At 68.1% G+C, this 23,492-nt stretch carries 25 protein-coding genes and 1 tRNA gene; 17 read left to right on the top strand and 9 right to left on the bottom strand.

Annotated features, from left to right (window positions below; translation table 11 throughout):
* Positions 1–41: 41 nt before the first annotated feature.
* The 5 genes from ACIQ0W_RS07140 (at position 42) to ACIQ0W_RS07120 (ending at position 2,175) form a co-directional block, all read left to right on the top strand.
* Complete coding sequence (locus ACIQ0W_RS07140) at positions 42–350, top strand: helix-turn-helix domain-containing protein (RefSeq protein WP_036297033.1); 309 nt, start codon at positions 42–44, stop codon at positions 348–350.
* Positions 351–356: 6 nt separating this feature from the next.
* Positions 357–581, top strand: a complete 225-nt coding sequence (locus ACIQ0W_RS07135) for a DUF3046 domain-containing protein (protein ID WP_396642062.1) — start codon at positions 357–359, stop codon at positions 579–581.
* 65 nt (positions 582–646) lie between these two features.
* Positions 647–720: transfer RNA gene (locus tag ACIQ0W_RS07130), tRNA-Met, on the top strand.
* A 106-nt stretch (positions 721–826) separates the two neighbouring features.
* On the top strand, positions 827–1,372 hold the full coding sequence (locus ACIQ0W_RS07125; protein ID WP_304686745.1) for a DUF6328 family protein: 546 nt from the start codon (positions 827–829) through the stop codon (positions 1,370–1,372).
* The gene (locus tag ACIQ0W_RS07120) at positions 1,372–2,175 is read left to right on the top strand and encodes a carbon-nitrogen hydrolase family protein (protein WP_396642060.1); all 804 of its coding nucleotides are present in this window, start codon (positions 1,372–1,374) and stop codon (positions 2,173–2,175) included. Before ACIQ0W_RS07125 ends, ACIQ0W_RS07120 begins: the two co-directional genes overlap by 1 nt.
* A gap of 1 nt (position 2,176) precedes the next feature.
* Here the strand turns inward: ACIQ0W_RS07120 and ACIQ0W_RS07115 are convergent, their stop codons facing one another.
* The 4 genes from ACIQ0W_RS07115 to ACIQ0W_RS07100 form a co-directional block, all read right to left on the bottom strand.
* A complete protein-coding gene (locus ACIQ0W_RS07115; protein WP_304686747.1) occupies positions 2,177–2,635 on the bottom strand; it encodes a PIN domain-containing protein in 459 nt (152 codons plus the stop codon).
* Between the two features lie 23 nt (positions 2,636–2,658).
* Positions 2,659–2,865, bottom strand: a complete 207-nt coding sequence (locus ACIQ0W_RS07110; RefSeq protein ID WP_036297041.1) for a type II toxin-antitoxin system VapB family antitoxin — start codon at positions 2,863–2,865, stop codon at positions 2,659–2,661.
* Positions 2,866–2,911: 46 nt separating this feature from the next.
* Positions 2,912–3,433 carry a DUF1877 family protein gene (locus ACIQ0W_RS07105; protein WP_036297043.1) on the bottom strand — a complete coding sequence of 174 codons (522 nt, stop codon included), beginning with the start codon at positions 3,431–3,433 and terminating at the stop codon, positions 2,912–2,914.
* A gap of 131 nt (positions 3,434–3,564) precedes the next feature.
* Positions 3,565–4,767 carry an aminotransferase class I/II-fold pyridoxal phosphate-dependent enzyme gene (locus tag ACIQ0W_RS07100; RefSeq protein WP_396642059.1) on the bottom strand — a complete coding sequence of 401 codons (1,203 nt, stop codon included), beginning with the start codon at positions 4,765–4,767 and terminating at the stop codon, positions 3,565–3,567.
* Positions 4,768–4,911: 144 nt separating this feature from the next.
* Between ACIQ0W_RS07100 and ACIQ0W_RS07095 the strand changes: the two genes are divergently transcribed.
* The 4 genes from ACIQ0W_RS07095 to ACIQ0W_RS07080 all read left to right on the top strand — a co-directional run bounded on the left by ACIQ0W_RS07095 (position 4,912) and on the right by ACIQ0W_RS07080 (position 10,729).
* On the top strand, positions 4,912–6,462 hold the full coding sequence (locus ACIQ0W_RS07095) for a S1C family serine protease (protein WP_396642058.1): 1,551 nt from the start codon (positions 4,912–4,914) through the stop codon (positions 6,460–6,462).
* A gap of 124 nt (positions 6,463–6,586) precedes the next feature.
* Entirely contained in the window at positions 6,587–7,861 is a 1,275-nt protein-coding gene (locus ACIQ0W_RS07090; RefSeq protein WP_396642057.1) for a CDP-glycerol glycerophosphotransferase family protein, read from the top strand.
* Positions 7,858–9,324, top strand: coding sequence for a CDP-glycerol glycerophosphotransferase family protein (locus ACIQ0W_RS07085; protein WP_396642056.1), 1,467 nt, complete (start codon positions 7,858–7,860; stop codon positions 9,322–9,324). The genes ACIQ0W_RS07090 and ACIQ0W_RS07085 overlap by 4 nt, the downstream gene beginning before the upstream one ends.
* 121 nt (positions 9,325–9,445) lie before the next feature.
* A complete protein-coding gene (locus tag ACIQ0W_RS07080; protein WP_396642055.1) occupies positions 9,446–10,729 on the top strand; it encodes a DUF222 domain-containing protein in 1,284 nt (427 codons plus the stop codon).
* Between the two features lie 167 nt (positions 10,730–10,896).
* Here the strand turns inward: ACIQ0W_RS07080 and ACIQ0W_RS07075 are convergent, their stop codons facing one another.
* Positions 10,897–11,922 (bottom strand): glycosyltransferase, encoded by a 1,026-nt coding sequence (locus ACIQ0W_RS07075; RefSeq protein WP_396642199.1) that lies wholly within the window; start codon positions 11,920–11,922, stop codon positions 10,897–10,899.
* A 144-nt stretch (positions 11,923–12,066) separates the two neighbouring features.
* Here ACIQ0W_RS07075 and ACIQ0W_RS07070 point away from each other — a divergent pair, with 144 nt between their 5' ends.
* Entirely contained in the window at positions 12,067–13,338 is a 1,272-nt protein-coding gene (locus ACIQ0W_RS07070; protein WP_396642054.1) for a CDP-glycerol glycerophosphotransferase family protein, read from the top strand.
* A gap of 18 nt (positions 13,339–13,356) precedes the next feature.
* Here ACIQ0W_RS07070 and ACIQ0W_RS07065 read toward each other — a convergent pair whose 3' ends face one another.
* From ACIQ0W_RS07065 to ACIQ0W_RS07055, 3 genes are all read right to left on the bottom strand, one after another.
* Positions 13,357–13,716, bottom strand: coding sequence for a hypothetical protein (locus ACIQ0W_RS07065; protein ID WP_396642053.1), 360 nt, complete (start codon positions 13,714–13,716; stop codon positions 13,357–13,359).
* A gap of 112 nt (positions 13,717–13,828) precedes the next feature.
* The gene (locus ACIQ0W_RS07060) at positions 13,829–14,863 is read right to left on the bottom strand and encodes a hypothetical protein (protein WP_396642052.1); all 1,035 of its coding nucleotides are present in this window, start codon (positions 14,861–14,863) and stop codon (positions 13,829–13,831) included.
* Between the two features lie 49 nt (positions 14,864–14,912).
* A complete protein-coding gene (locus ACIQ0W_RS07055; protein WP_396642051.1) occupies positions 14,913–15,605 on the bottom strand; it encodes an NTP transferase domain-containing protein in 693 nt (230 codons plus the stop codon).
* A 560-nt stretch (positions 15,606–16,165) separates the two neighbouring features.
* Here ACIQ0W_RS07055 and ACIQ0W_RS07050 point away from each other — a divergent pair.
* The 3 genes from ACIQ0W_RS07050 to ACIQ0W_RS07040 are packed head-to-tail and all read left to right on the top strand — an operon-like array spanning position 16,166 to position 19,352.
* A complete protein-coding gene (locus tag ACIQ0W_RS07050; protein ID WP_396642050.1) occupies positions 16,166–17,518 on the top strand; it encodes an ABC transporter ATP-binding protein in 1,353 nt (450 codons plus the stop codon).
* Positions 17,519–17,574: 56 nt separating this feature from the next.
* Complete coding sequence (locus tag ACIQ0W_RS07045; protein WP_396642049.1) at positions 17,575–19,044, top strand: hypothetical protein; 1,470 nt, start codon at positions 17,575–17,577, stop codon at positions 19,042–19,044.
* A 41-nt stretch (positions 19,045–19,085) separates the two neighbouring features.
* On the top strand, positions 19,086–19,352 hold the full coding sequence (locus ACIQ0W_RS07040) for a DUF3039 domain-containing protein (protein ID WP_036297062.1): 267 nt from the start codon (positions 19,086–19,088) through the stop codon (positions 19,350–19,352).
* Between the two features lie 21 nt (positions 19,353–19,373).
* Here ACIQ0W_RS07040 and ACIQ0W_RS07035 read toward each other — a convergent pair whose 3' ends face one another.
* Positions 19,374–20,717 (bottom strand): nicotinate phosphoribosyltransferase, encoded by a 1,344-nt coding sequence (locus ACIQ0W_RS07035; RefSeq protein WP_396642048.1) that lies wholly within the window; start codon positions 20,715–20,717, stop codon positions 19,374–19,376.
* A gap of 54 nt (positions 20,718–20,771) precedes the next feature.
* On the opposite strand from ACIQ0W_RS07035, the gene murI reads away from it, so the two are divergent.
* From murI to ACIQ0W_RS07015, 4 genes are all read left to right on the top strand, one after another.
* A complete protein-coding gene (murI, locus tag ACIQ0W_RS07030) occupies positions 20,772–21,593 on the top strand; it encodes a glutamate racemase (RefSeq protein ID WP_396642047.1) in 822 nt (273 codons plus the stop codon).
* A 60-nt stretch (positions 21,594–21,653) separates the two neighbouring features.
* Positions 21,654–22,436, top strand: a complete 783-nt coding sequence (gene rph, locus ACIQ0W_RS07025) for a ribonuclease PH (protein ID WP_396642046.1) — start codon at positions 21,654–21,656, stop codon at positions 22,434–22,436.
* Positions 22,437–22,439: 3 nt separating this feature from the next.
* Positions 22,440–23,060, top strand: a complete 621-nt coding sequence (gene rdgB / locus ACIQ0W_RS07020) for an RdgB/HAM1 family non-canonical purine NTP pyrophosphatase (RefSeq protein WP_396642045.1) — start codon at positions 22,440–22,442, stop codon at positions 23,058–23,060.
* A gap of 98 nt (positions 23,061–23,158) precedes the next feature.
* Positions 23,159–23,492 (top strand): cation diffusion facilitator family transporter (locus ACIQ0W_RS07015; protein ID WP_396642044.1); only part of this gene is annotated, 334 nt, incomplete at its 3' end.

The following is a 23,492-nucleotide window of genomic DNA, read 5'->3' as shown; positions in this document are numbered from 1 at the left end:
CACCCGGTGGGGCACAACGAGGACAGTGAGGAGGGGGCATCATGATCCTGGTTCGTCAAGAGATCGGGGACGTCCTTCGGGACTTCCGTCTGCAGAAGGGTCAGACCCTCCGTCAGGTCGCCGGCAAGGCAAGCGTCGCGCTCGGCTACCTCAGTGAAGTCGAGCGTGGTCAGAAGGAAGCCTCGAGCGAGATCCTCGCTTCTGTGGCCGAGGCGCTCGATGTGCCTATCTCGACGATCATGCGCGAGGTCGGTGATCGCATCTCGGTGATGGAAGGCCTCCAGACCTTCCCGGATGTCGTTCCCGACGATCTCGTCGCGTCCGTTGACGCCGAGCTGTCGCTGCGCTGACCCCGGATGCGTCGAAGCGAATTCGAACGCGCCGTCGAGGATGAGTTCGGCGCGGCTTATGGTGCCGTTGTGACGGCCGATCTCGGCCTCGACGCACTCGGTGGCCGCACGGCTGCTGTAGCAATTGCCGCGGGGGTCGACCCCCGCGAGGTGTGGACGGCGCTGTGCGATGCCACGGATGTGCCCCCCGAGCGACGCTACGGTGTCGGGCGGCTCGAGCCCCGGTCCTGAAATCGCGGCCGTAGTCGTCTCGATTCGACCGCCCCGAGATCGCATGCTAAGCTCGATTCTTGTGCCGCGGGGTGGAGCAGCTCGGTAGCTCGCTGGGCTCATAACCCAGAGGTCGTAGGTTCAAATCCTGCCCCCGCAACAAGAAGAAGGTCCCGGAAGCCGCGAAGGCATCCGGGACCTTCTGCTTTTCCTGCTGGTTTACCTGCTGGGTTGCCGCGCACCGAGTCGCACGTCAGGATGGGGAAATGGTCGACGCCGAGGGGATCGCGCACGCCGGGCGACGTGGCGCCTCCACCGCTCCGGGGCTGGAGGATGACATCGTCGACGGTCGAGACGAAACGCCCTCCGAGCGGTACGACCGCAATTGGATCGAAGTGCTGCAGGAGCTTCGTGTTCTGCAAACCGGAACCCAGATCCTGACAGGTTTCCTGCTCGCGCTCGCGTTTCAACCCGCCTTCTCGGATCTCGACGGCGGGCAGCGAGCGTTCTATCTCTTTCTCGTGGTCGCGTCCGCGCTGAGCGCGATCATCGCTCTCGCTCCTGTCGCGCTGCATCGCTTCCTCTTCCGGCGTCGGGAAAAGGGGTTGATCGTGGCATACGGACACACGGCCCTGATGATCGCGCTCGGCACGGTCTCGGTCTTGCTGGTGGGCGTGGTCGCGTTCGTGTTCGATGTCGTGCTGGGTCGGGATGCGGCGTACATCGCGGCCGCGTCCCTCGGGGCGCTCATCATCGTGCTGTGGGTGGTCGTGCCCGTGATCTGGCGCGTCCGCGGAGAGGACCATTCCTGATGGGCGAGTCCGTGGGGGTCGGGGTGGCCCAGTTCGCGCCGACCGCGTCTCGCGAGGTCAATCTCGACTCGATCGGCGAACTCGTCGAGCGCGCTGTCGCGCGTGGCGCACGGCTCGTGGTCTTCCCCGAGTATTCGAGCTACTTCGTCGACCCGTTCGACGAGTCCCTCGCCGCCAACGCCGAGACGATCGAGGGGCCCTTCGTTGCCGGGCTCGTGGCGCTCGCCGCCCAGCATGACGTCCACATCGTCGCAGGCATGGTCGAGCGAGCGGACGACGAGCAGCGGGTTCGAAATACCGTCGTCGCGGTGAACGGTGCGGGAGTGCAGGCGCTGTATCGCAAGCTCCACCTGTACGACGCGTTCGGTCAACGCGAGTCCGACTGGGTCGAGGCGGGCGAGATCACGGAACCCCAGACGTTCGAATGCGAGGGACTGCGGTTCGCCCTCCAGACCTGCTACGACCTGCGGTTCCCCGAGGTGACACGGCTGCTGGCGGACGCCGGAGCCGACGTCGTCCTGGTGCCGGCGGAGTGGGTGCGCGGTCCGCTCAAGGAGTACCACTGGCAGACGCTGCTCAGGGCCCGAGCCATCGAGAACACGCTCTACGTGGCGGCAGCAGATCATCCACCGCCCCTCGGCGTCGGACATAGCGCCGTCATCGACCCGCAGGGCGTCGAGATAGCGGCCATGGGCACCGGGACGGACGTCGTGGTCGGTTTCGTCGATCGTGCGGCTGTCGAGCGTGTGCGGCGGACGAATCCGGCGCTGGCGCTCCGTCGTTTCCGCGTCGAGCCCCGGTGATCTAGCCGGGCGGATCGCTCTGCTCCGCCACGTACTCCTGCCGCAGGATTCCGTGCCCGAGAGCCCGCTGAATGTGCTCGAAGTCATGATCAGCCGTGAGCAGGGTGAGGTCGTTTGCCAGGGCATACGCCGCGATGAGAACATCCGCGTTTCCGGCTCCGCGCATGAGTCCCTTGTCCCACAAGGCTTGCTGAATATCGAGAATCGCGCTCTGTTCAGGTGCGATTCCCGCGGGCGTGTAGAGGTCCATATCCCGCCGCAGCTCGGCGTATTCTGCGGGGTTTCTTGCCGACCAGCAGTATTCGAGGACCTGCGGAGGGCATGTGTAGATCGGGTATGTATTGGTGATCTCCGCGAACCGGCGCTGTATATTCGCGCTGCGTGACAGCTTCTGCAGCACGCTGTTATCTACCAAGTACCCGCGGCGCTCGACCGGAGTGGGGGACTTTGACTCGTTCACGTGCCTCTGACCGACGTGGGGGACTACGGCGTGTAGTCGATCTTCGGTGCATCGATCTGCTCGTCAGTGAACTCTCGCTGCGAGATCCGCTCGAACGCCAGCCGCTGTCGTTGCATCGTGATCGTGTACTGCAGAGCGCGCTGCACGGCCTCTTTGTTGGTGGATGCGTCCAGCAGTTCTTTCGCGTCGTGCAGAAGATCGCGGTCAATATCAATGGATGTGACGGCCATGACGCCCCCCTCGACATATATAAGCTGTCTATATATTACGCCCGGTTCACCCGATGAGGTAGACCATCCCTCGGCCTTCGTCGGCCAGTGATTCAAGGAATTCCTGAGCGCGGCGGAGGTAATCGAGAACGTATTGAAGCTCGGCATCGTCGTCCGCGCCGTGCGGACTGCGCCACGTCCGCGCCCATGCGTGTACCCGGGTCTCGTCTATCGCGCAGAGGTCGTCGCGGATGGCCGGAACCTCTTCCGGCACGATCGTTCTCACCCACGGGTCCCACCCCATCCCGTGCATCGTCACGTCGCCCTCGAACATTCGATACGAGGACCCGGTTGCGGCCTCGATAGGGCTCGGTCGCGTCAGCGACTGAAGGGCCCGCCAAGCCTTGTCCAGGTAGAGCATGTCGCGCTTGGGTGTGGTTTGCTCGAACGTCGTAACGCCGACGCTCGCATGCGGTTCCAGACCCCAAGCGTCAGCGAGCGGGTCACTGGACAGGATGCTGTGCGGGTCGTCGACCGCCTGTCGTGCGAGGTCGGCGTCGAAGGCGTATGCGTAGTAACGGATTCCCATGCGCAGATCATCGCGCCGTATCTGCGGCACGGATCTCTGGATTCGCCTGGGGTGGGTAGGGCACGAGATTTCTCGTCCTGGGGAGGACTGGCCATTGCGGTGTCCCGTCGACAGGCTCGGAGCGTGCGGGCTCAACGCATAAGCGCGGCGAGACGGGTGGCGGCGTCCTCGAGCACCTCGACGCGCTTGCACGCTGCGAACCGCACGAGCGTCGCGTACTGTGCGCGGTGCTCCGTGGTGACGAAGGCCGACACGGGCACGCCGACGACCCCGGCGCGCTGGGGCAGCTCGAGGCAGAAAGCCGCGGCATCCGTCACTCCGAGTGGCGACGCATCCGCGACCGTGAAATACGAACCACGCGGTTCGGAGACGACAAGACCCGCCGCGCGCAGACCCGTGCCCAGGATGTCGCGTTTGTGCGCCAGCGCCGACGCGATGCCCTCGAAGAAGGCATCGTGCAGACGCAAACCGGTCGCGATGGCCGGTTGGAACGGCGTCCCGTTCGAATACGTCAGGTACTGCTTGACCGTGTTGACGGCCGTGATGAGCGCGGCGGGTCCGGTGACCCAGCCGATCTTCCACCCCGTCGTCGAGAACGTCTTGCCGGCCGAAGAGATCGTGAGCGTTCGGTCCCAGCCGCCGGGCAGCGTCGCCAGGGGCACGTGCGGGACACCGAACGTCAGGTGCTCGTAGACCTCGTCGGCGACGATGACCGCGTCGTGCCGCTCGGCGAGCTCGATGATGAGCTGAAGCACCGGCGTCTCGAAGACGGCTCCGGTCGGATTGTGGGGGTTGTTCACCAGGATGACCCGGGTGCGATCGGTGACCGCGCGCTCGAGGGCATCGAGGTCGGGCTGATAGTCGGGCCAGCGGAGCGGAACCGTCACGAGCCGAGCGCCCGCGAGGGCGACGCATGCGGCGTAGGAGTCGTAGTACGGCTCGAATACGACGATCTCGTCGTCGGGGGAGTCGACGAGAGCGAGAAGGGCGGCAGCGATGGCCTCGGTCGCCCCGGCTGTGACGAGAATGTGCGCGTCCGGATCCAACCGGAGTCCGTAGAAGCGCTGCTGGTGCTCGGAGATCGCCAGGCGCAGGTCGGGGATGCCTCGACCGGGCGCGTATTGGTTGGCCCCCTGCGCGATCGCCTCGCGGGCGGCGTCCAGCACCTCGAGGGGTCCATCCTCGTCCGGAAAGCCCTGGCCGAGATTGATCGCCCCGGTACTCGTCGCAAGCGCGGTCATCTCGGCGAATATGGTGGGCGAGACCGACCCGTCCGGACCGAGCAGACCGGCTCCCGCAGCGGTGCGCTTCCATGCGCCCGTGGGCTCAGACATCCGGGCCTCCTGATGGGGCGCCCGAGGCGGTCGCCGCGCTCCAGGCTAAGGCAGCTCGTACGCATAGTCGACATGCGGTCGTGTCATATGCAACGCACAGGATCCGGGAGCACAGTGAAAGGGATTTGGACGAAGGAGCACCCGATGACCGACACCCAGGGCACCAACCCCACCGACGACTCGGCTCAGTCGAACGGCGACGCAACGCCGGCGAGCGAGCACACACCGACCGCGCCCGATGCGCCGACGGTGCCCCCGCACACCGCGCCCGCGGCCTCGGCGCACAACGGTTACCCCCCCCCCCCCCCCCAGCCCCGGGCCCACCAGCCCCCCACCCCCGTTGCGCCCCCCGCCCCCCCCGCCCACCCCGGCGCACCCTCGGGTGGACAGGCCTTCGGTCCCGCTGCCTACGGTGCACACGCGACGGGCACGCAGCCGACGCTCCCGTTCGGTCCGGGTCCCGTTGGTGCCGCCCCGCACACCCCGCAGAAGAAGTCCGCTGCGGGCCGTGTGGCCGGTCTGATCGTCGCAGCAGCGCTGGTCGGCGGTGCCGCCGGCCTCGGCGGCGCCTACGCGGGTACGCAGCTCTGGGGTACGCCCTCGACCACGGTCGTGCAGAGCGGGTCGACCGTCACGGTCAACAACCCGGACAAGGTCAACGCCACGACGGCGATCGCCGCGAAGGTGACTCCGAGCGTCGTCACGATCGAGGTATCCGGAGGGGGGTCGGGTGGCAGCGGGTCCGGTGTCCTCTTGAGCGAGGACGGATACGTCGCAACGAACACCCACGTCGTGACGCTCGACGGCGCAACGGGTACCCCGGCGATCCGCGTGACCACGTCGGACGGCAAGATCTACGACGCCGAGATCGTCGGAACGGATCCCACGTACGACCTCGCCGTGATCAAGCTCGAGGATGCCTCAGGCCTGACCCCGATCGAGTTCGCAGACTCGTCCGAGCTGAACGTCGGCGACCAGACGGTCGCGATCGGTGCCCCGCTGGGCCTGTCCAACACCGTCACAACGGGAATCGTCAGCGCACTGAACCGCAGCATCTCGATCGCCTCGTCGGCTGCCCCCGAATCCAGCACCGACGAAGACCAGGGTGAGCAGGACGAGGAGGAGGGCCAGCAGGGCCCGTTCCAATTCGACATCCCCGGCCGGGACAGCCGGGGCAGCGGGTCCGCGGGCACCATCAGCATCGCGGTCATCCAGACCGACGCGGCGATCAACCCGGGCAACTCGGGCGGTGCCCTCGTGGACGCCGAGGGAAAGCTGATCGGCATCAACGTCGCGATCGCGACGGCCGGTTCGTCCATGTCCGACTCCTCGGGGTCGATCGGTGTGGGCTTCTCCATCCCGTCCAACATCGTCGAGCGTGTCACCGACGAGATCATCGCGGACGGTGCCGCCACGCACGGTCTGCTCGGCGCCTCGGTTGTCGCGGCGAGCTCGGTCGAGGACGCAACCATCTCGGGCGCGTACATCCAGGAGATCTCGAGCGGCGGTGCTGCGGATGCGGCCGGCATCCGCGAGGGCGACATCGTCACCGCGTTCAACGGGGTACCGATCACCGACTCGATCGACCTGACCGCCCAGGTCCGGGCGGCAGCCGCGGGAAGCGACGCGACCGTCACATTCGTCCGCGACGGCGAGACGCAGAGCGTGGACGTCACACTGGGGTCGCTCGGCTGAGCACCCGCCGCCTCACCCCTCGACGCCCCCGGCGCCCTCTTCGCGAAGAGGTGCCGGGGGCGTCGCGCTGTGCTCCGCCCGTCTGGTGACGCCACCCGGTAGGCTCGCGTGCGGAAAGGGGATCGTGGCGTCCTTCTCATTCGGTGCGGGCAATGCGGCCAAGCTCGCCCGCATTCCGCTGTATGCAGTCGGTCGTCTGGTCACCCTCGCAATTCCCCGCTCGCGCGACGAATGGGTCTTCGGGTGTGGCGCCGGGATCGGTGATGGCGCCCTCGCGCTCTGGCAGCGGGTTGCCGCCGATGCTCACCCGGCGCTCTGGCTCACCGGGTCGGAGAGCGAAGCGGCGGATGCTTCGGCCCTCGGCATCCCCCACATCCCCCGGATGTCGTGGCGCGGCTTCTGGCGCACGGCGCGCGCACGAGTGATCGTCGTGACGCATGGGTTCGGTGACGTCAACCGGTACGCCGTCTCGGGTGCGTTCGTCGCACAGCTCTGGCACGGTATCCCCCTGAAGCGGATCGGGCTCGACTCTCCGGAGACGCTCCGCAGCAGCATCCTGCCGCGATCGCGCCTTCTCCGCCGCGCCCTGGGGGCGATGTACCGGGGCACGGCTCGCCAGATCGACCTGCTGCCCGCGGCCTCGCCGCTCGTGCGCGGCCGTCTCGAGTCCGCGTTCGGACTGCCCGATGCCCGCGTTCCCGTGACGGGCGAGCCGCGTGTCGATGTGTTGTCGACGGGAACGCCGGATGAGCGTCGTGAGCGCGCTCGCGCCGTGCTCGCACACGCGGGCCTGTCCTCGCTCGGTGATTCCCGTCTCGTGCTGTACGCCCCGACGTGGCGCGATGGCGAGCCCGACCCCGCGATCCCGACGCCCGCGCAGTGGGGTCGGCTCATCGATGTCCTGGAGGCGCGTGATGCTGTGCTGCTGGTGCGCTCGCACCCCCTGGGCGCCGGCGACTATGAGCCGCCGTTCGCGACCGACCGGGTGCATCCGCTCGGCAGTTCGCAGCTCCGGGACGCCACCCCCGCTCTGCCGGCCCTGAGTGCGCTGGTCACGGACTATTCCTCCATGGCCTTCGACGCCTCGCTCGTGCCGCTCCCGGTGCTGTTCCTCGCGCCCGATGTCGAGGCGTACGCCCGTCGACGCGGCTTCTACGGGCGCTTCTCGGATGTCGCGGGCACCGATCCGGGGACGACCTGGGATGACATCGTCGCGCAGCTGGACACACTGCTGGTCGATCCCATGGTCCGCGAGGAGCGGATCGCTCGCGCCGAGGAACTCAGCGCGAGGGTGCACAGCTACCGGGACGGCGAGAACACCGCGCGGGTCTACCGTGCGATCCTGAACGGGGCTCAGCTGCAACGACGAGTCCCCGAGCACCGAAAGAGCACCGCATGACCTCCGCACGTTTCGTCAGCGACGGCACCGAAGAACTCGTGCTGCAGGGGAGCGGGCCGCGTCCGGACATGGTCTGGCTCGACGGGCCGCGCGCGCGCGTGGAGGCGGTCCTGACGGGTGGCGGGAAGACCTGGAAGGCGCGCCTTCCGCTCGCAGCTTCGCGGTGGGGCGGCCAGGGCTTGCCCCTGCCGAGCGGCTCGTACACGATCCGTACGCGCACCATGCCGGGTGCCGCGGAGGAGGAGCTCCACACAGATTCGCTGCCGCTCACCGTTCTCCACGGGCTGCGTGCGACGCTCGAGGGCGCGCACGCGACGCTCGTCATCGGGCCGCCCGTCGATCCGGCGTATGACTCCGGTGCGGGTCAGGACGCACTCGCGCGACGATATGTCGGGCGAGACGCTCCTCTCGAGAACGCCGTCTTCTTCGAGAGCTTCTACGGCCGCTCGGCGAGTTGCAACCCCCTCGCGATCGATCGTGAACTCGCGCGCGTGGCGCCGTCGGTCATCCGGTACTGGAGTGTCGTCGACCTCTCGATCGCGGTTCCGGAGGGCGCGATCGCGGTCGTCGAGGGAAGCCCTGAGTGGTGGCGCGCCCGAGGCTCGGCCCGGCTGCTCGTCGTGAACGACTGGCTGCGTCGTGCCTACTCGCGCCGGCCGGGTCAGCATGTGCTGCAGACCTGGCATGGCACGCCACTGAAGCGGCTGGCTCTGCATCGCCCGGGCTTCGACCCTCGTCGTGCGGTCGCCGTCGTGCGGGAAGCGCGCCGATGGAACGTCCTGCTCGCGGCGAACCCCTACAGCGAGAACATCCTGCGCAAGGCGTATGCCTTCCTGACCCGTCCGGTCTGGGTCGAGGGGTACCCCCGCAACGACATCCTCACCACGGGGGATGGGGCGACGGTCCGGGCACAGCTGGGAATCGCCGCGGGCGAGCCTGTGCTGCTGTACGCGCCCACCTGGCGGGATGACCGCGACCTCATCGTCGACTTCTTCGACCCGGCCGAGCTCGCGCGCAGAACGGGTGCGGTGGTTCTGGTGCGCGGCCATTCGCGGACGCTCCCGACGGGACGGGATGCCGCCGGCGCACGCGTCATCGACGTGACGCGATATCCGGATGTCTCACAGTTGTTGCTCGCCGCAGACGCGCTCATCACCGACTACTCGTCGATGATGTTCGATTTCGCCGTGACGGCCAAGCCGATGTATTTCTTCGTCCCGGACCTCGAGCATTACCGCGGCGAGCTGCGGGGTTTTTACTTCGATCTCGAGGCGCACGCCCCGGGGCCGGTCGTCAGCACATTCGACGAACTCGTCGAAGCGATCGAGGACACGGCGACGCAGGCGACATACGCCCCCCGGTACGACGCATGGCGACGGAAGTTCTCGGCTCGCGAGGACGGGCGGGCGGCGGAGCGCGTCGTGGCCCGCATCCTCGACCAGGGCTTCGTCGACCGCGACTGAGGGCGGAGGCGCTCCCCGGCGTGGTGAGATGTGAGAAGTCTCATCTTCTGGGCGCGATTTCGGCGTGATTCGGGGGCTTTTCGGGGTTCGGATGTCGGTGGTCGTCCGTAGAGTTTCGAACATGCATTCGAGCTGTGACGACGTCGAAACGACGGGAGTGGACGCGATCGCGCGCGAACTCGCTGGGGAGGGCCTCGACGCCCGGCGCGCGAACGCGCGTACGGAAGCCGCGCTCGCGCGAGTGTTCGCGAAAGCCGCGCACGTCGGTGCACGCCGCGTTGCGGAACTGGCGTCCCCCTCGTCGCGCGAAGCCGAGCTGCCGTACCGCGCCTTGGCGGCAGAACTCGGCGCCGCGATGAACATGTCCGACCGCACCGTCCAACGCCGCATGAACGACGCCGCCATATTGGACGAGTTGTTCCCGGCCACGTTCGCAGCGTGGGAAGAAGGATGGATTAGCGGCGGACATGTCGCGGTGATCATGGAACACGGCACGTCCCTCACCGACCCAGAAGCGCGCGGGAAGTTCGAAACCGAAGCGCTCATCAGGGCCGAGGGGACCACGCCCGGACGCCTCGGAGCCGCGCTCGCGCGGCTCGCCGAGTCGCTGCAACCGCGTCCGCTCGCGGAGCGTCATCGGGAGGCGCGGGCTTCGCGGGGCGCGTGCGTGCGGGACATAGGCGACGGCATGGCGGAGTTCATTTCCACCCAGCCCGCGGTGTTGGCGCACGCGATGCACGACCGCATCACGCAGCAGGCCCGGGCGATCAAGAACACCGATCCGACGGACACGCGGACGCTGGACCAGATCCGTGCCGACCTGGTAGCGGACATGGTCCTCACGACAACCCCCACCGTCGAAACCGGCGCTGGCATGTCGGACGGCTTTGGCGGTCTCGGGGCCATCAAGGCGATCGTGAACGTCACTGTGCCTGCGTTGGCGTTGGCTGGAGTGACGGACGAGCCGGCCGAGCTTGTCGGCCGGTGCCCGATCGACCCTGCCACGGCCCGTGCATTGGCCGGGCATGCCACCGGATGGGACCGGGTCTTGGCCGACCCGATCACGGGGTGTGTTTTCGCTGTCGACCGGTACACGCCGTCGGCGGATATGAAGCGGTTCCTCCGGGCGAGGGATCAGCACTGCCGTTTCCCGGGATGCCGGCAACCCGCACACCGGTGTGATCGGGACCACACCCTCGACTACGCGTTGGGGGGCGAGACCAGCGTCTGCAACCTTGCCTGCCTCTGCAAACGACACCACATTCTCAAGGGCGAAACAGCCTGGACGGTCCGCCAACTCGGCGGCGGAATCCTCGAGTGGACCTCACCCGGCGGCCACGTCTATATCGACAAACCACCCCCGGCGATCCACTTCACACCGAACACGGATCCACCACCGTTCTAGGGCGCCGGTCGCTGAGCCTGTCGAAGCGACAGCAAGACGCGACCCTGCGATCGCGCCCGTCGTGGTCAGCGTTTCGTCTCGCGGAGACCCGCACTGAGCGAGCGAAGCGAGACGAAGTGTCGCTCAACGACCCTGTCCGTGCCGTCGTACGCATGCGCGGCTGCGCCCTACGGCAGTGGGGTGTTTCGATCGCCGAGTCGCGACGTGTCGACCGTCTCGTGTGCGCCCCGGATCAGCCCGACGATGAAGCCCGTGCCCCACGCCAGGTGCATCGTGGGGAGCACTGCGAGAGTCCAGAGTTTGTCGCGCCATCCGGTTCCGCCGCCGCGCCCAGCCGCGACGGCGACGATGAGGAGCGCGTAGGCGGCGACCGGCAGATAGACGACGGATGCAACGAGCGCTGGCCACCCGCTGATCACGCCCGTGAGCTGCAGCAGGGCGAGGACGATGCTGAGCGCGACGTCCACGACCAGTGCGGGAGGTGCGAAGAATCTCAGCGAGTTGCGGCGGCCGTAGCGACGGACCAACTCTCCGCGCCAGGCTCCGGTGGCGCGGAACTGGCGAGCCAATCGCACCCAGCTCTCGCGGGGCCAATACGTCACCGAGAGCGTCGGGTCGAACCAGACGCGGTATCCGGCCGCCCGGATGCGCAGATTGAGTTCCCAATCCTCGCCTCGTCGGATGCTCTCATCGAACAGCCCGACCTCGTCGAGCACCGAGCGTCGAAGCACCCCGAGGTACGCCGATTCGGCCTCGCCCTCACGGGTGCCACCGTGGTACGCCCCACCGCCGAGGCCGATGGGGGAGTTGTAAGCGCGCGCGACCGCCCGCTGGAACGGGGTTCGCCCGGAGGCGTGCATGACACCGCCGACGTTGGCGGCACGCGTACGTTCGAGGGTCTGCAGGGCGAGACGGGTGTAGTCGGGCGCGAGTTCGGAGTGCGCATCGACGCGCACGATCGTCGGTAGCGTGCTCGCCCGGATGGCGGCGTTCAGCCCGATGGGGATGTCTGCGGCGGGGTTGTCGACGAGGGTGATGCGCGGCTCCCGACCGGCGAGCTCGCGGGCGAACTCGGTCGTTCCGTCGGTCGAGGGGCCGAGGGCGAGCACGAGTTCGGTCGGGCCGTCGACGTCCTGCTCGAGAACCGTCTGCACGGCCCGTTCGAGGTAGCGGCGTTCGTTCAGCACGGGCATCACGAAAGACACCCCGGAACCGGGCGGCACGATCGGCGCGTCCCGATCCGTCGACGCGACCGTCCCACGTTCCTCCTGATGCACCCGTCGATCATGTCACGGCGCTCGCCGTCGACCCGAGTGGACGCTGGGTAGGCTGATCGGATGAGTCTCGTGTCGGATGGCCGCAAGCTCGCCGCTCTGGCGCGGCGAGCGCTCGCGAACCGCACCGCTCATCGAGGCGTGCTGCACGAGCTCGAGAACGGCCCGCCGCACCCCCCGCGTCACTACCGAATCGCCGTGTACTTCGCCGACGGCGACGTGAACATGTACCAGATCAGGCAGTGGTACCGACCCCTCGCCGAGCTGGCTACCACTTGGCCGGTCGTGGTGCTCTCGCGCTCGGCGACCGGGGCTCGCGCGATTCTCGCGGATGGCGCGCTTCCTGTGGCCTATGTGCCCTCGGTGCGGAGCCTCGAGGAGTTCGTCGCCGCTCAGGACATCCGCATCGTCCTCTACGTGAACCAGAACACGCGCAACTTCCAGATGTTCCGTTACGGGCATCGCTGGCACGTCTTCATCAACCACGGTGAGTCCGACAAGATGTACATGACCACCAACCAGTTCAAGGCATACGATTTCGCCTTCATCGCCGGCGCGGCCGCGCGTGAGCGGTTATCGCGGGTGCTGTGGGACTACGACTTCGACCGCCGAGCCATCCCGATCGGGCGGCCCCAGGCGGACTACTACTCGGGCGAGCTGCCCTACACGCCGAATGACCGCAGGGTGGTGCTGTACGCCCCCACGTGGGAGGGCGATCGGCCCTCGGCGCACTACGGGTCCATCCGCACCCATGGTGAGAGGCTCGTCGCCGAACTGCTCGCGACCGGCCAGCATCGCGTCATCTATCGGCCGCACCCCCGCAGCGGCGTCATCGATCCCGAGTACGGTGCGGCGAACAGGCGCATCATCGCGGCGATTGCTGCCGCCAACACTCGTGATGCTTCTGCGCACCATGTCTACGACGATCGGCCCGAGCTCGGCTGGCAGCTGTCCGCGGCAGACATTGCGGTGGTCGACATCTCGGCGATGGTCTACGACCGACTGGCCGCGGGGCGGCCGCTCCTGATCACGAAACCGGTCGACCCCGAGGCATCCATCGACACGGGCGGCTACCTCGCCGCGTGCGAGTGGCTCGACGCCGACGCTTCGACGGGCTTCGTCGCGGAACTCGAGCGCGTCACGGCCGATCCCGAGGTCGCTGCGCGACTCGGTCACTGGGTCGAGTACTACTTCGGCGATGTGCGCCCCGGCGTCCCGACCGCGACGTTCCGGGCCGCGATCGAACGCCTCATGAGCGATTGGGACACCTGGCACGCGCGCTCTGTCGCCGCAGGGGACCCCGAAGAACTCGACGAGGCAGAGTTCGACGCCTGACGTTTCGCGACTGCTCGGTCACGGCGCGAACCGCCAGACATACTCGCGTCCGTCCGGGCGAAACCAGGCGAGGGTCACGACGCAGTCGTCCGGATCGAGGGCGCACAGGCAGAGTTCGACGCTCTCGCCGGGGATCATGAACCCCCACAGATGCGTTTCGATCCGCGGCGCATCGTGTGTCCCAACGGGATCGCCGAGCTGGCGGGGCGCGCCGTGCCGTGCGCCCCCGACATGGACGAAGACGCGGACGATGTCGACGGCTGTGGCACCGATGTTGGAGACGAGGCTGTGGCTTTCGTGTAGTCGCTCGACGTGCCAGGGCACGCGGTAGGCCCTATTTCGGGAACGGTCGCCTCGGGGGATCAGGGGAGTCAGCATGCGGGGCACGCTAGGGCGGGCCGCAGACAGCCGAGGCGAGAAGGCGGGGGTCTGGGCGCGCCGGCGTGGAGAACTTTTCGTGACGAGCGCGGTGGAGGACGGATGCGCGGGCCTACGCCCCCGCGCCACCGTTCGTGTCGCCGTTGTCTTCGCCGTTCGTTCCGACGGCGTCGTCCACACCCGCGTCCGTCGCGGGCTCCGTCTTCTCGGCATCGATCGCCTTACGAGGGCGGGGGATGATGCGGCCGACAGTGCCCGCCACTTTGCGCCCCGCGGATCCGGCACCGTGTGCGGCGCTGCCGACAGCTCCACCGACGACTCCTGCGATCGTTCCGCCGAGGCGCGATGCGCCCGCGAACGTCGAATGCTCCACGCGCCGTGCGCCGGGACGCGGTTCGAGGTCTGCGGGCAGCTCGAGGGGTGGGGCGCCGAACGCGCGACGCGAGCCGACAAGAACGCGTCGGCCCAGGATGTTGTTGCCGGCGCCACCTACGGCTGCGCCGATGCCGAAGGGGAGGGCTTTGCCCACCCACGACGCCCCGGCCTTGGCCGCGAACTGGTGTACGAAGACCGTCTTCAGACGATCGACGAGCGGACCGACGGCGGCGCGCGGGAGGGTCTTCGTCACCATCTCACCCCAGTAGGCGGGGCGAGCCGTGCCCTTACCCGCTGCCTGGCCCGCGAGCTGCGCGACCAGGTCCACGCCCTCCTTGCCGAGCATGAGCGTCAGCACCAGCGCACGAGCGCGGTCGGGGTCCTCGATCGCGATTCCGTGGACCTCGGCGACGGACTGGGCGAAGAGCGTCGTGGATTCGAGGAATCCGATCGTCTCGACCCCCGACAGTGCGAGAGTCACGCCGGTCCCGATGCCCGGGACGACGGCGGTCGCACCGACGGCAGCACCGCCCGTCGTGACAGCTGCGAGATAGCGTCGCTCGAGCATGCGGACGATGTCTGCGGTCACGGCATCCGGGTGCCGGAGCCGGATGCTGCGGATGTGAGCGACGACGAGCGGACGCTGGATCGCGAGTACGCGGTCGAGAGCACGGACGATGCGCGGATGCTCCTCCGAGCCCACGGGCGGAAGGCCCCCCTGCCAGGGGGCATCGTCGGACAGGGAGTGGATCCTGTGTACCTTGTCGGCCATCCGTGCGAGCCTAACCTCGAGGGCTGGGGACGCGCTGGAAGAGTGCGGGTCAGACGAACAGGTTGGCGCGCTCGAGGTCCTCGGCGAAGTCGACCTCGACGGCGTACAGGTCAGAGATGTCGAGGGGCTCGACGAGGAGCGCGTTCTCGATGATCGCGAGTTCGAGGCCGCGTTCGAAGTAGTCCTGGTCATCGACCCGGCCCAGCTGGTGCATGAACGCCTTCTTGTCGGCGGTCGAGATGTAGTTGATCCCGACGGCCTCGCCGATACCGCCCCGCACGGTCTTCGACAACTCGTTGATGTATCCCTCGGCCGTGACCGTGTACTTGACCTCTTCGTCGCTGACCTTGGCCGTGTTGACGGAGACGAAGGACTGGCCGCGCTCGATGAACTCGATCGCGCGTCCGAGAACGCGCGGGTCGAAGACGACGTCGCCGTTCATCCAGAGGACGCCATCGCGCCCGGTCTTCTCCAGGGCGCGCAGCAACGACTTGGACGTGTTGGTCTGGTCGTAGCGGTCGTTGTAGACGTAGTCCACGTCCGGGAAGGCTTCGACGATGGTCTCGGCGCGGTAGCCGACGACAGTCGTGATGCGGGCGTCGTCGCCGAACGCACCGTAGACGTTGTCATGCTGCTGCTGCATGATGGATCGGCCATCGTTCAGCTCGGTGAGGGGCTTGGGCAGGGCGCGACCGAGTCGCGAGCCCATACCGGCTGCCAGGATAACGATCTGTCGTGTCATGATGCTCCAAAAGTTCGTGTGCGTTCACCGTCGGTTCAGCGACGCGACACGTCTTTGTGCTCCGGCTATGGTACCGATGGACCCTGGGAACCAGCAGAGGCGATCGGCGTCGTTGTCTTTTCGTGACACGGATGACCGTTGGCTGTGAATGCCCGGCACGTCCCCCGGGTCTAGGTCCGGATGGTTGATACGTTGGGTCGGTGACCGCTCCCACGCCTGACCCGCGGGAACCTTCCGACAAGGCCGCGACTTCTCCCGCCGAGCCTCAGCGAGCCCCCCAGGCCCCGCCGCGTCCGCGCGCACCCAGGGCCCCGCGACCCCCCGCGCCGCCCGCCGATGCGACGCCGACAGGTGCGCAGCAGGCAGAAGCCGAGACGCGGAATGCCGCGCCGTCGACGCCGGAGCGACCCCCGGCCAAAACGTCGACCCAGCGGGCTCCGCGAAAGCCCGCTGCTCCACGGCCGAGTGGCGCGACTCCTCGCAAACCCGCTACGCCCCGTAAACCCGCGACACCCCGCCCCGCCAAGAGTGCGCCGAGTGCTCCGTCGCGCACACCTGCCGTGTCGATCCCCGGACCGCCGCCACCCCTGCCTGTACCGGCGCAGACGGATTCCGCGATCGCGGCTGTCGGTGCGTCCCCGGTCGAGGCGCAGCACGTCGGGAAGACGGACATCCCGCCGGTACCGCCACTTCCGCCGCTCTTTCTCCCCGAGCCCGCCGGGACACTCGAACCCGCTTCGTCACCCGATGCCGCGGTCACGGACGCCTCTGGCGAACTCGGCGCGCCCGATCTCGCTGTCTCGGACTTCGCGGAGTCCGATGTTCCTGAGTCCGATGTCGCCGAGCCGGATGTCGTGGACGAGCATGTCGTGGAGCCCGTCGTAGACGAGCCCGTCGTGGATGAGCCCGTCGTAGACGAGCCCGTCGTGGACGAGCCCGTCGTGGATGAGCCCGTCGTGGAACCCGTCGTGGACGAGCCCGTCGCCCGGGAATCGGATGTGGGCGTGCCTGCGGCTGACGCACCTGATGTCGAGGCGGACGACGCCGTCGCCGACGAATTGATCGACGAGTTGGTTGTCGACGAGCTCGTTCCCGTTGCGCCAACCGATGCCGACGTCCTCGCCGCGCCCGTTGAGAACGCGACCGAGTCGGCCACGCCGGCGCTGGCCCTGCGCGGCGTCGTCAAGGAGTTCGGCAACACGCGTGCCGTCGATGCCATCGATCTGACGATCCCCGCGGGATCGTTCTTCGGACTCGTCGGACCGAACGGTGCCGGCAAGACGACCACGCTCTCGATGATCGCCGGGCTTCTGCGCCCCGACAGCGGAACGATCGAGGTCTGCGGAATCGACACGGCGACAGACCCTTCGCGGGCGAAGAAGCTCATCGGTGTCCTGCCGGATCGTCTGCGGACATTCGATCGCCTCACCGGGCGCCAACTGCTCTACTACTACGGTGTGCTGCGAGGGCTTTCGGCTTCGGTCGTGCAATCGCGCATCTCCGACCTCGCGCGCGCGTTCGACCTGGTCGACGCCCTCGGGCGCGTCGTCTCCGACTACTCAGCAGGCATGACGAAAAAAGTCATGCTGGCCGGCGCCATGATTCACTCGCCTCGTGTTCTCGTGCTCGACGAGCCGTTCGAGTCGCTGGATCCGGCGTCGTCGCAGGTCATCCTCGACATCCTCGAAACGTATGTCGACAACGGCGGCACGGTGGTGCTGTCGAGTCACGGTATGGCTCTCGTCGAACGCGTGTGCACCCGAGTCGCTGTCCTCGTCGAAGGCGAGGTCCTGGCTGCGGGAACCGTCGATGAGGTGCGTGGCGAGATGACGCTCGAACAGCGCTTCGTCCAGTTGTCGGGCGGCGTTGACGATGCGGAAGGCCTCGAGTGGTTGCACACGTTCTCCGACTGAGGGCAACGCTTCTCGTCGGTGCGCTTCGCGGCGATTCGTCACATGTGGTTCGCGCTGTGCTCGGGCTCGTCGCGATGATCGCGCTCGCGATCATCGGATGCCTCGGCGTCCTGTCGCTCACCGACGCGTCATCCGACCGCACCGGCACGGTCCTGGTCTGGACCGGCTCTGCCCTCGTGCTGGCCTTCGCGCTGGCACCGGCATTGACGGGGACCACCGATCCGCTCGATCCACGCCGCTTCGCGGTCTTCGGTCTGGCCCCGCGGGGCCTCGTCGCGATGCTGACGCTCGCGTCGCTCATCAGCATCCCTCTCGCGCTCGTCGTGGTCCTCGCCGTCAGCGGTGTGGTCGTCCGCGTGGATCAGGGTACGAGTCCCGCGCTCGCGATCGTGGGCGCGATCCTCGCTGTCCTCACGTGCGCTCTCGCGGGCCGTGTCGGCTTCGCTCTGGCCGCGATCGCCGTCCGGGAAGGGCGTGGCGAATCGGTCGTCGGGCTGCTCGCGCTGGGAGCTCTCGCCGGCGCTGTGCCGATCGGCGTGTACCTCGCGACATCCGCGGACGCTGCCGTCGTTGCCGTCGGTTCGGTCGCGGAGGTCCTGGCACTCAGCCCGTTCGGCGCCGCATGGGCGATCGGCGATCCGAACGCGAACACCCCCGTCGCGATCGTCGTGGCGGTCCTGACCCTCGTCCTCGTATGGACGTCATGGGCCTGGCTGGCGCAGCGCCTGCTGTCGGGGTCGATCCGCTCCACGCCCGGACATGACCACGCCGGACTCGGGTGGTTCAGCGTCATGCCCGGGACCCCCGGCGGTGCGATCGCGGCGCGAAGCACGATCTATTGGCTACACGATCGCCGCTACCTGATGAACGTCGTCATCGTGCCCGTCGCCGCGGCCATCTCCATCGTTCCCCTCCTGGTGGCTGGCGTTCCGCTCGAGATCGCCATCCTCGTTCCCGTGGCGCTTGCGGCCCTTTTTCTCGGATGGCTGCCGCACGACGACGTCGCATACGACTCGACCGCGGTGTGGATGCATGTCGCATCCGATGTCCACGGCGTCTCGGATCGCGTCGGACGACTCGTACCCATCCTGCTCTTCGCGACTCCCGTGCTGGCGGTGGGTGTGCTGTTCTCGGTCGCCGTCCACGGCAGTTGGGACGTGCTCCCGGCGATGATCGGGCTCTGCGCGTCGCTGTACCTTTCGGGTCTCGGTCTGTCGAGCATCGCTTCGGTCGTTGCGCCCTATGCCGTCACGCGGCCGGGCGACAACCCCTTCCGCCAGCCGCAGCGCACGGGCTCGTCGGGCGTCATCGCCCAGGGTGCGGTGCTGTTCGGGTCCGCTGTCGTGAGCCTCCCAGCCCTGTTGTGGACGTGGCGAACCGTCGCGGGTGACGCGGAAGCGAGCATGCTGGCGCTCGGTCTGGGACTCGGGGTCGGACTCGCGGTGTTCGTCATCGGGGTCGCCATCGGTGGGGCTGTCTTCCGCCGCCGCGGTGGACGGCTGCTGGAACTCGCCGAGACCGCCTGAGACGGACCCCACCGCCTCTCGCGCCGATAGACTGACCAGCCATGAGCACGCCTCTCGATACCCCAGACCAAGGCGGCCTTGCCACCCTCGAACGCGAGCTCGAGGAGCTGATTCGGGAAGAGAACGTCGAACCCGGCGATCACGAACGCTTCTCGCATTACGTCAAGAAAGAGAAGATCCTCGAGTCGGCTCTGACGGGCAAACCGGTGCGGGCGCTGTGCGGCAAGAAGTGGACCCCGGGTCGCGACCCCGAGAAGTTCCCCGTATGCCCTTCGTGCAAAGAGATCTACGAGTCGCTGCAGACCTGATCTTCGTGCGCGGACCCGGCGCTAACGCCCGACCATGACGGTCGGGATCGCCGGATCGGACTTGCTGAGCGCGAGCGCCTGAAGCGGGAGTTCGGCGCGAGCCTGGGCATGATGGGCGCGGGCGCCCCGGGTGCCCTCGGGTCCCTCGGCAGCGGTGTCGATCTCGCCCTCGACGACGAGTCGGACCTGGAGCGATCGGGCACCGGGCGGAACGGATGCCGGGGCATCCGGCCCAGGGCCGACGGCCCGATCGGAGGACACGAGTTCGCTCGCGGCCACCCCGTTCTCGAGCGTCCGAAACGCGGACTTGCGGCCGCCGACCGAGGCCTTGGACGCGGACGCTTTGGCCACCGAGATCCAGTTGCCCGAGGCATCCTGGCGTGCCACCAGCTTGTAGACCATGCCCGCGGTCGGGACGCCCGACCCCGTGACGACCGAGGTGCCGACGCCGTAGGCGTCGACCGGTGAGGCGGCGAGGGCCGCTATCGCGTATTCGTCGAGGTCGCTCGTGACGGTGATGCGGGTCTCGGTCGCGCCGAGCGCGTCGAGTTGCGCCCGCACGTCGGTTGCGACGATCGGCAGATCACCGGAGTCGATGCGGACGCCGCCGAGTTTCGTGCCGGCGACGCGGATCGCGGTCTCGACGCCGCGGCGGATGTCGTAGGTGTCGACGAGCAGCGTGGTGCTCGGCCCGAGGGCATCGACCTGGGCACGGAACGCTTGCTCTTCTGTGTCGTGCAGCAGCGTCCACGCGTGCGCGGCGGTGCCCATCGTCGGCACCTCCCAGCGGCGCCCGGCCTCGAGGTTGCTCGTCGCCGCGAATCCCGCGATGTAGGCGGCGCGCGCCGCGGCGATGGCCGACTCTTCGCCCGCCCGGCGCGAACCCATCTCCGACAAGGGGCGGGCGCCCGCGGCCGTGGACATTCGGGCGGCGGCGGTCGCGATGGCCGAGTCGTGGTTGAGGACGCTGAGGGCGAGCGTCTCGAGCACGACGGCGTCCGCGAAGGTGCCCTCGACAGTCAGCACGGGCGACCCGGGGAAGTACAGCTCGCCCTCGCGGTAGCCCGAGATGGACCCCCGAAACCGGTAGGCCGCGAGGAATGCGAGGGTTTCGGCATCCACGATCTTCTCGTCGCGCAGGAAGGCGAGTTCGTCGTCGCCGAAACGGAAGTCGCGGATCAACCCGAGCAGGCGCCCCGTGCCCGCGACGACGCCGTACCGCCTGCCGCCGGGGAGCCGACGCGCGAACATCTCGAAGACGCACGGGATACGGGCCGTTCCGTCGCGGAGAGCGGCGCCCAACATCGTGAGCTCGTAACGATCGGTGTGCAGGGCGCTGCTGCGGCTGCTGGCCGGGGCGGTCATCCGGTCACTCTACCGACGCGGGCCCGCGCATCCGCGCCGGTAGGCTGGGGAACCATGAATGACGCGCCGATCGGAATCTTCGACTCCGGCGTCGGCGGACTCACCGTGGCCCGGGCGATCGGCGACCAGCTGCCCCGCGAATCGCTCGTCTACATCGGCGACACTCTGCACTCGCCCTACGGTCCCAAGCCCATCGCCGACGTACGGCGCTACTCGCTCGAGGTACTCGACTCGCTCGTCGATCAGGGCGTGAAGATGCTCGTGATCGCGTGCAACACGGCCTCGGCCGCCGTTCTGGGCGATGCGCGCGAGCGCTACGACGTACCGGTGGTGGAAGTCATCCGCCCCGCGGTCCGCACCGCGATCGCGACGACGCGCAACGGTCGCATCGGTGTGATCGGCACCGAGGGCACGATCGGCTCGGGCGCCTACCAGGACATGCTGGAACTCGACGATGCGCTCACCGTTTTCGCACAGGCCTGCCCCGCATTCGTCGACTTCGTCGAGCGGGGCGTGACCGGATCGCCCGAGCTGCTCGAGGTCGCCGAGGCGTACCTCGCGCCCCTGCGCCACGCGGGCATCGACACTCTCGTGCTCGGCTGCACGCACTATCCGTTCCTCAAGGGTGCGATCAGCTACGTCATGGGACCGGATGTCTCGCTCGTCGCGAGCGACGACGAGACCGCGAACGATGTGTACCGCCAGCTCGTGACCCGCGACCTGCTGACCTCGTCCGAGCAGCCCGGGACGCACGTCTACGAGGCGACGGGCGGATCACCGGATGCCTTCATCGACCTCGCCAACCGGCTGATGGGGCGCGAGGTGCGCTCCGTTCAGCTCGTGCATACCGGCGCCATCGAGCTGCCGCCCACCTGACCCTGTATGTCCCAACACTGCACCCCACACGCGCCCTTGGGGTGAATAAGTGGGACACCGATGACGAACGAGGAGTTCGAGAACACCATGACCGAAACATCCGAGACCACGCGCGCCGATGGGCGCACCCCCGACCAGCTGCGTCCCATAACGATCGAGCGGGGCTGGAGCGCCCACGCCGAGGGTTCGGCGCTCATCTCGTTCGGCGGCACCAAGGTCCTCTGCACGGCGTCGTTCACGAACGGCGTGCCGCGCTGGCTCGTCGGGAAGGGCAAGGGCTGGGTCACGGCCGAGTACGCGATGCTGCCCCGCGCGACCAACAGCCGCAACGACCGTGAGAGCGTCAAGGGCAAGATCGGCGGACGGACCCACGAGATCTCGCGCCTGATCGGCCGCGCCCTCCGCTCTGTCGTCGACATGAAGGCGCTCGGCGAGAACACGATCGTGATCGACTGCGACGTGCTGCAAGCCGATGGCGGCACCCGCACGGCCGCGATCACCGGCGCGTACGTCGCTCTCGCCGACGCGATCGAGTGGGGCAAGCGCAAGAGCTTCATCGCGCAGCGCTCGCAGCCCTTGCACGACTCGGTCGCCGCGGTATCCGTCGGCATCATCGACGGCGAGCCGATGCTCGACCTGGCATACGTCGAGGACGTCCGCGCAGACACCGACATGAACGTCGTCGTGACCGGCCGCGGGCTCTTCGTCGAAGTGCAGGGCACCGCCGAGGGTGCGCCGTTCGACAAGCGCGAGCTCGACGCCCTTCTCGACCTGGGCGTCGCCGGCTGCGCGTCGCTTCGCGAGCTGCAGCTCGCTGCACTGGCCGTATCGACGACGGAGTAGCTTATGGCCCGCCGCGTCGTGCTCGCCACGCACAACCCGCACAAGATCGAGGAGTTCGGCGCCATCGTTCGCGAGACGCGTCCCGATCTGGAGGTCGTCGGCTATGACGGCCCCGAACCCGTCGAGGACGGTGTGACGTTCGCGCAGAACGCGCTCATCAAGGCCCGCGCGGCGGCGCTGCACACCGGCCTGCCGGCGCTCGCCGACGACTCGGGGATCTGCGTGGACGTGCTCGGCGGCTCGCCCGGCGTGTTCTCGGCGTACTGGGCCGGGCATGCGAAGGATGCCTCGGCGAACCTCACCCTGTTGCTCGACCAGCTCTCGGATGTCGCCGACCCGCACCGCACCGCCCAGTTCGTTTCGACGATCGCGCTGGTCGTTCCCGCGGAAGACGGGGGAGCAGCCGCCGAGCACGTCGTCGAGGGGCGATGGCCCGGGCGTCTCGCCGTGGCACCCTCGGGAGGGAACGGCTTCGGTTACGACCCGATCTTCATCCCGGACGGACAACCCGCCCGAGCCGAGCGCTCGGCCGCCGAGTTCTCACCCGCCGAGAAGAACGCGGCATCCCATCGCGCGCGCGCATTCGTCGCGCTCGTGCCGCTGCTCTCGACCTTGTCGGTCTGAGTTCGGGATCACACTCGCGCATGGGCATGAGAATCGAAGTCATTCCCGGCTAGGCGAAACGGCGGAGAAACGGGCATTCACGGGCCTAGCCTGGTGGCATGCACGATCACGCGCCGGCCGGGGGCATCCGTACCGCCTCCCATCGTCGGCTGTTGGCGATGTCGCTCGCGATCACGGCGACCGTCATGGTGGTGCAGATCGTCGGCGGTGTGCTGAGCGGATCCCTCGCACTGCTCGCCGACGCGGCGCACATGTTCACCGACACAGCGGCGCTCGTCATCGCGCTCGTTGCGAACGCGGTCGCGTCCCGGCCCGCGGATGACCGGCGCACCTACGGTTATCAGCGCGCCGAGGTGTTCGGGGCGCTGATCAACGCGGCGGTCCTGATCGTGCTCTCCGTCTGGATCGCGGTCGAGAGCGTCGGGCGCCTGA

This window comes from Microbacterium sp. (assembly GCF_044340635.1).
Lineage (GTDB): Bacteria > Actinomycetota > Actinomycetes > Actinomycetales > Microbacteriaceae > Microbacterium.
This window is presented reverse-complemented; position numbering and strand designations above follow the sequence as displayed.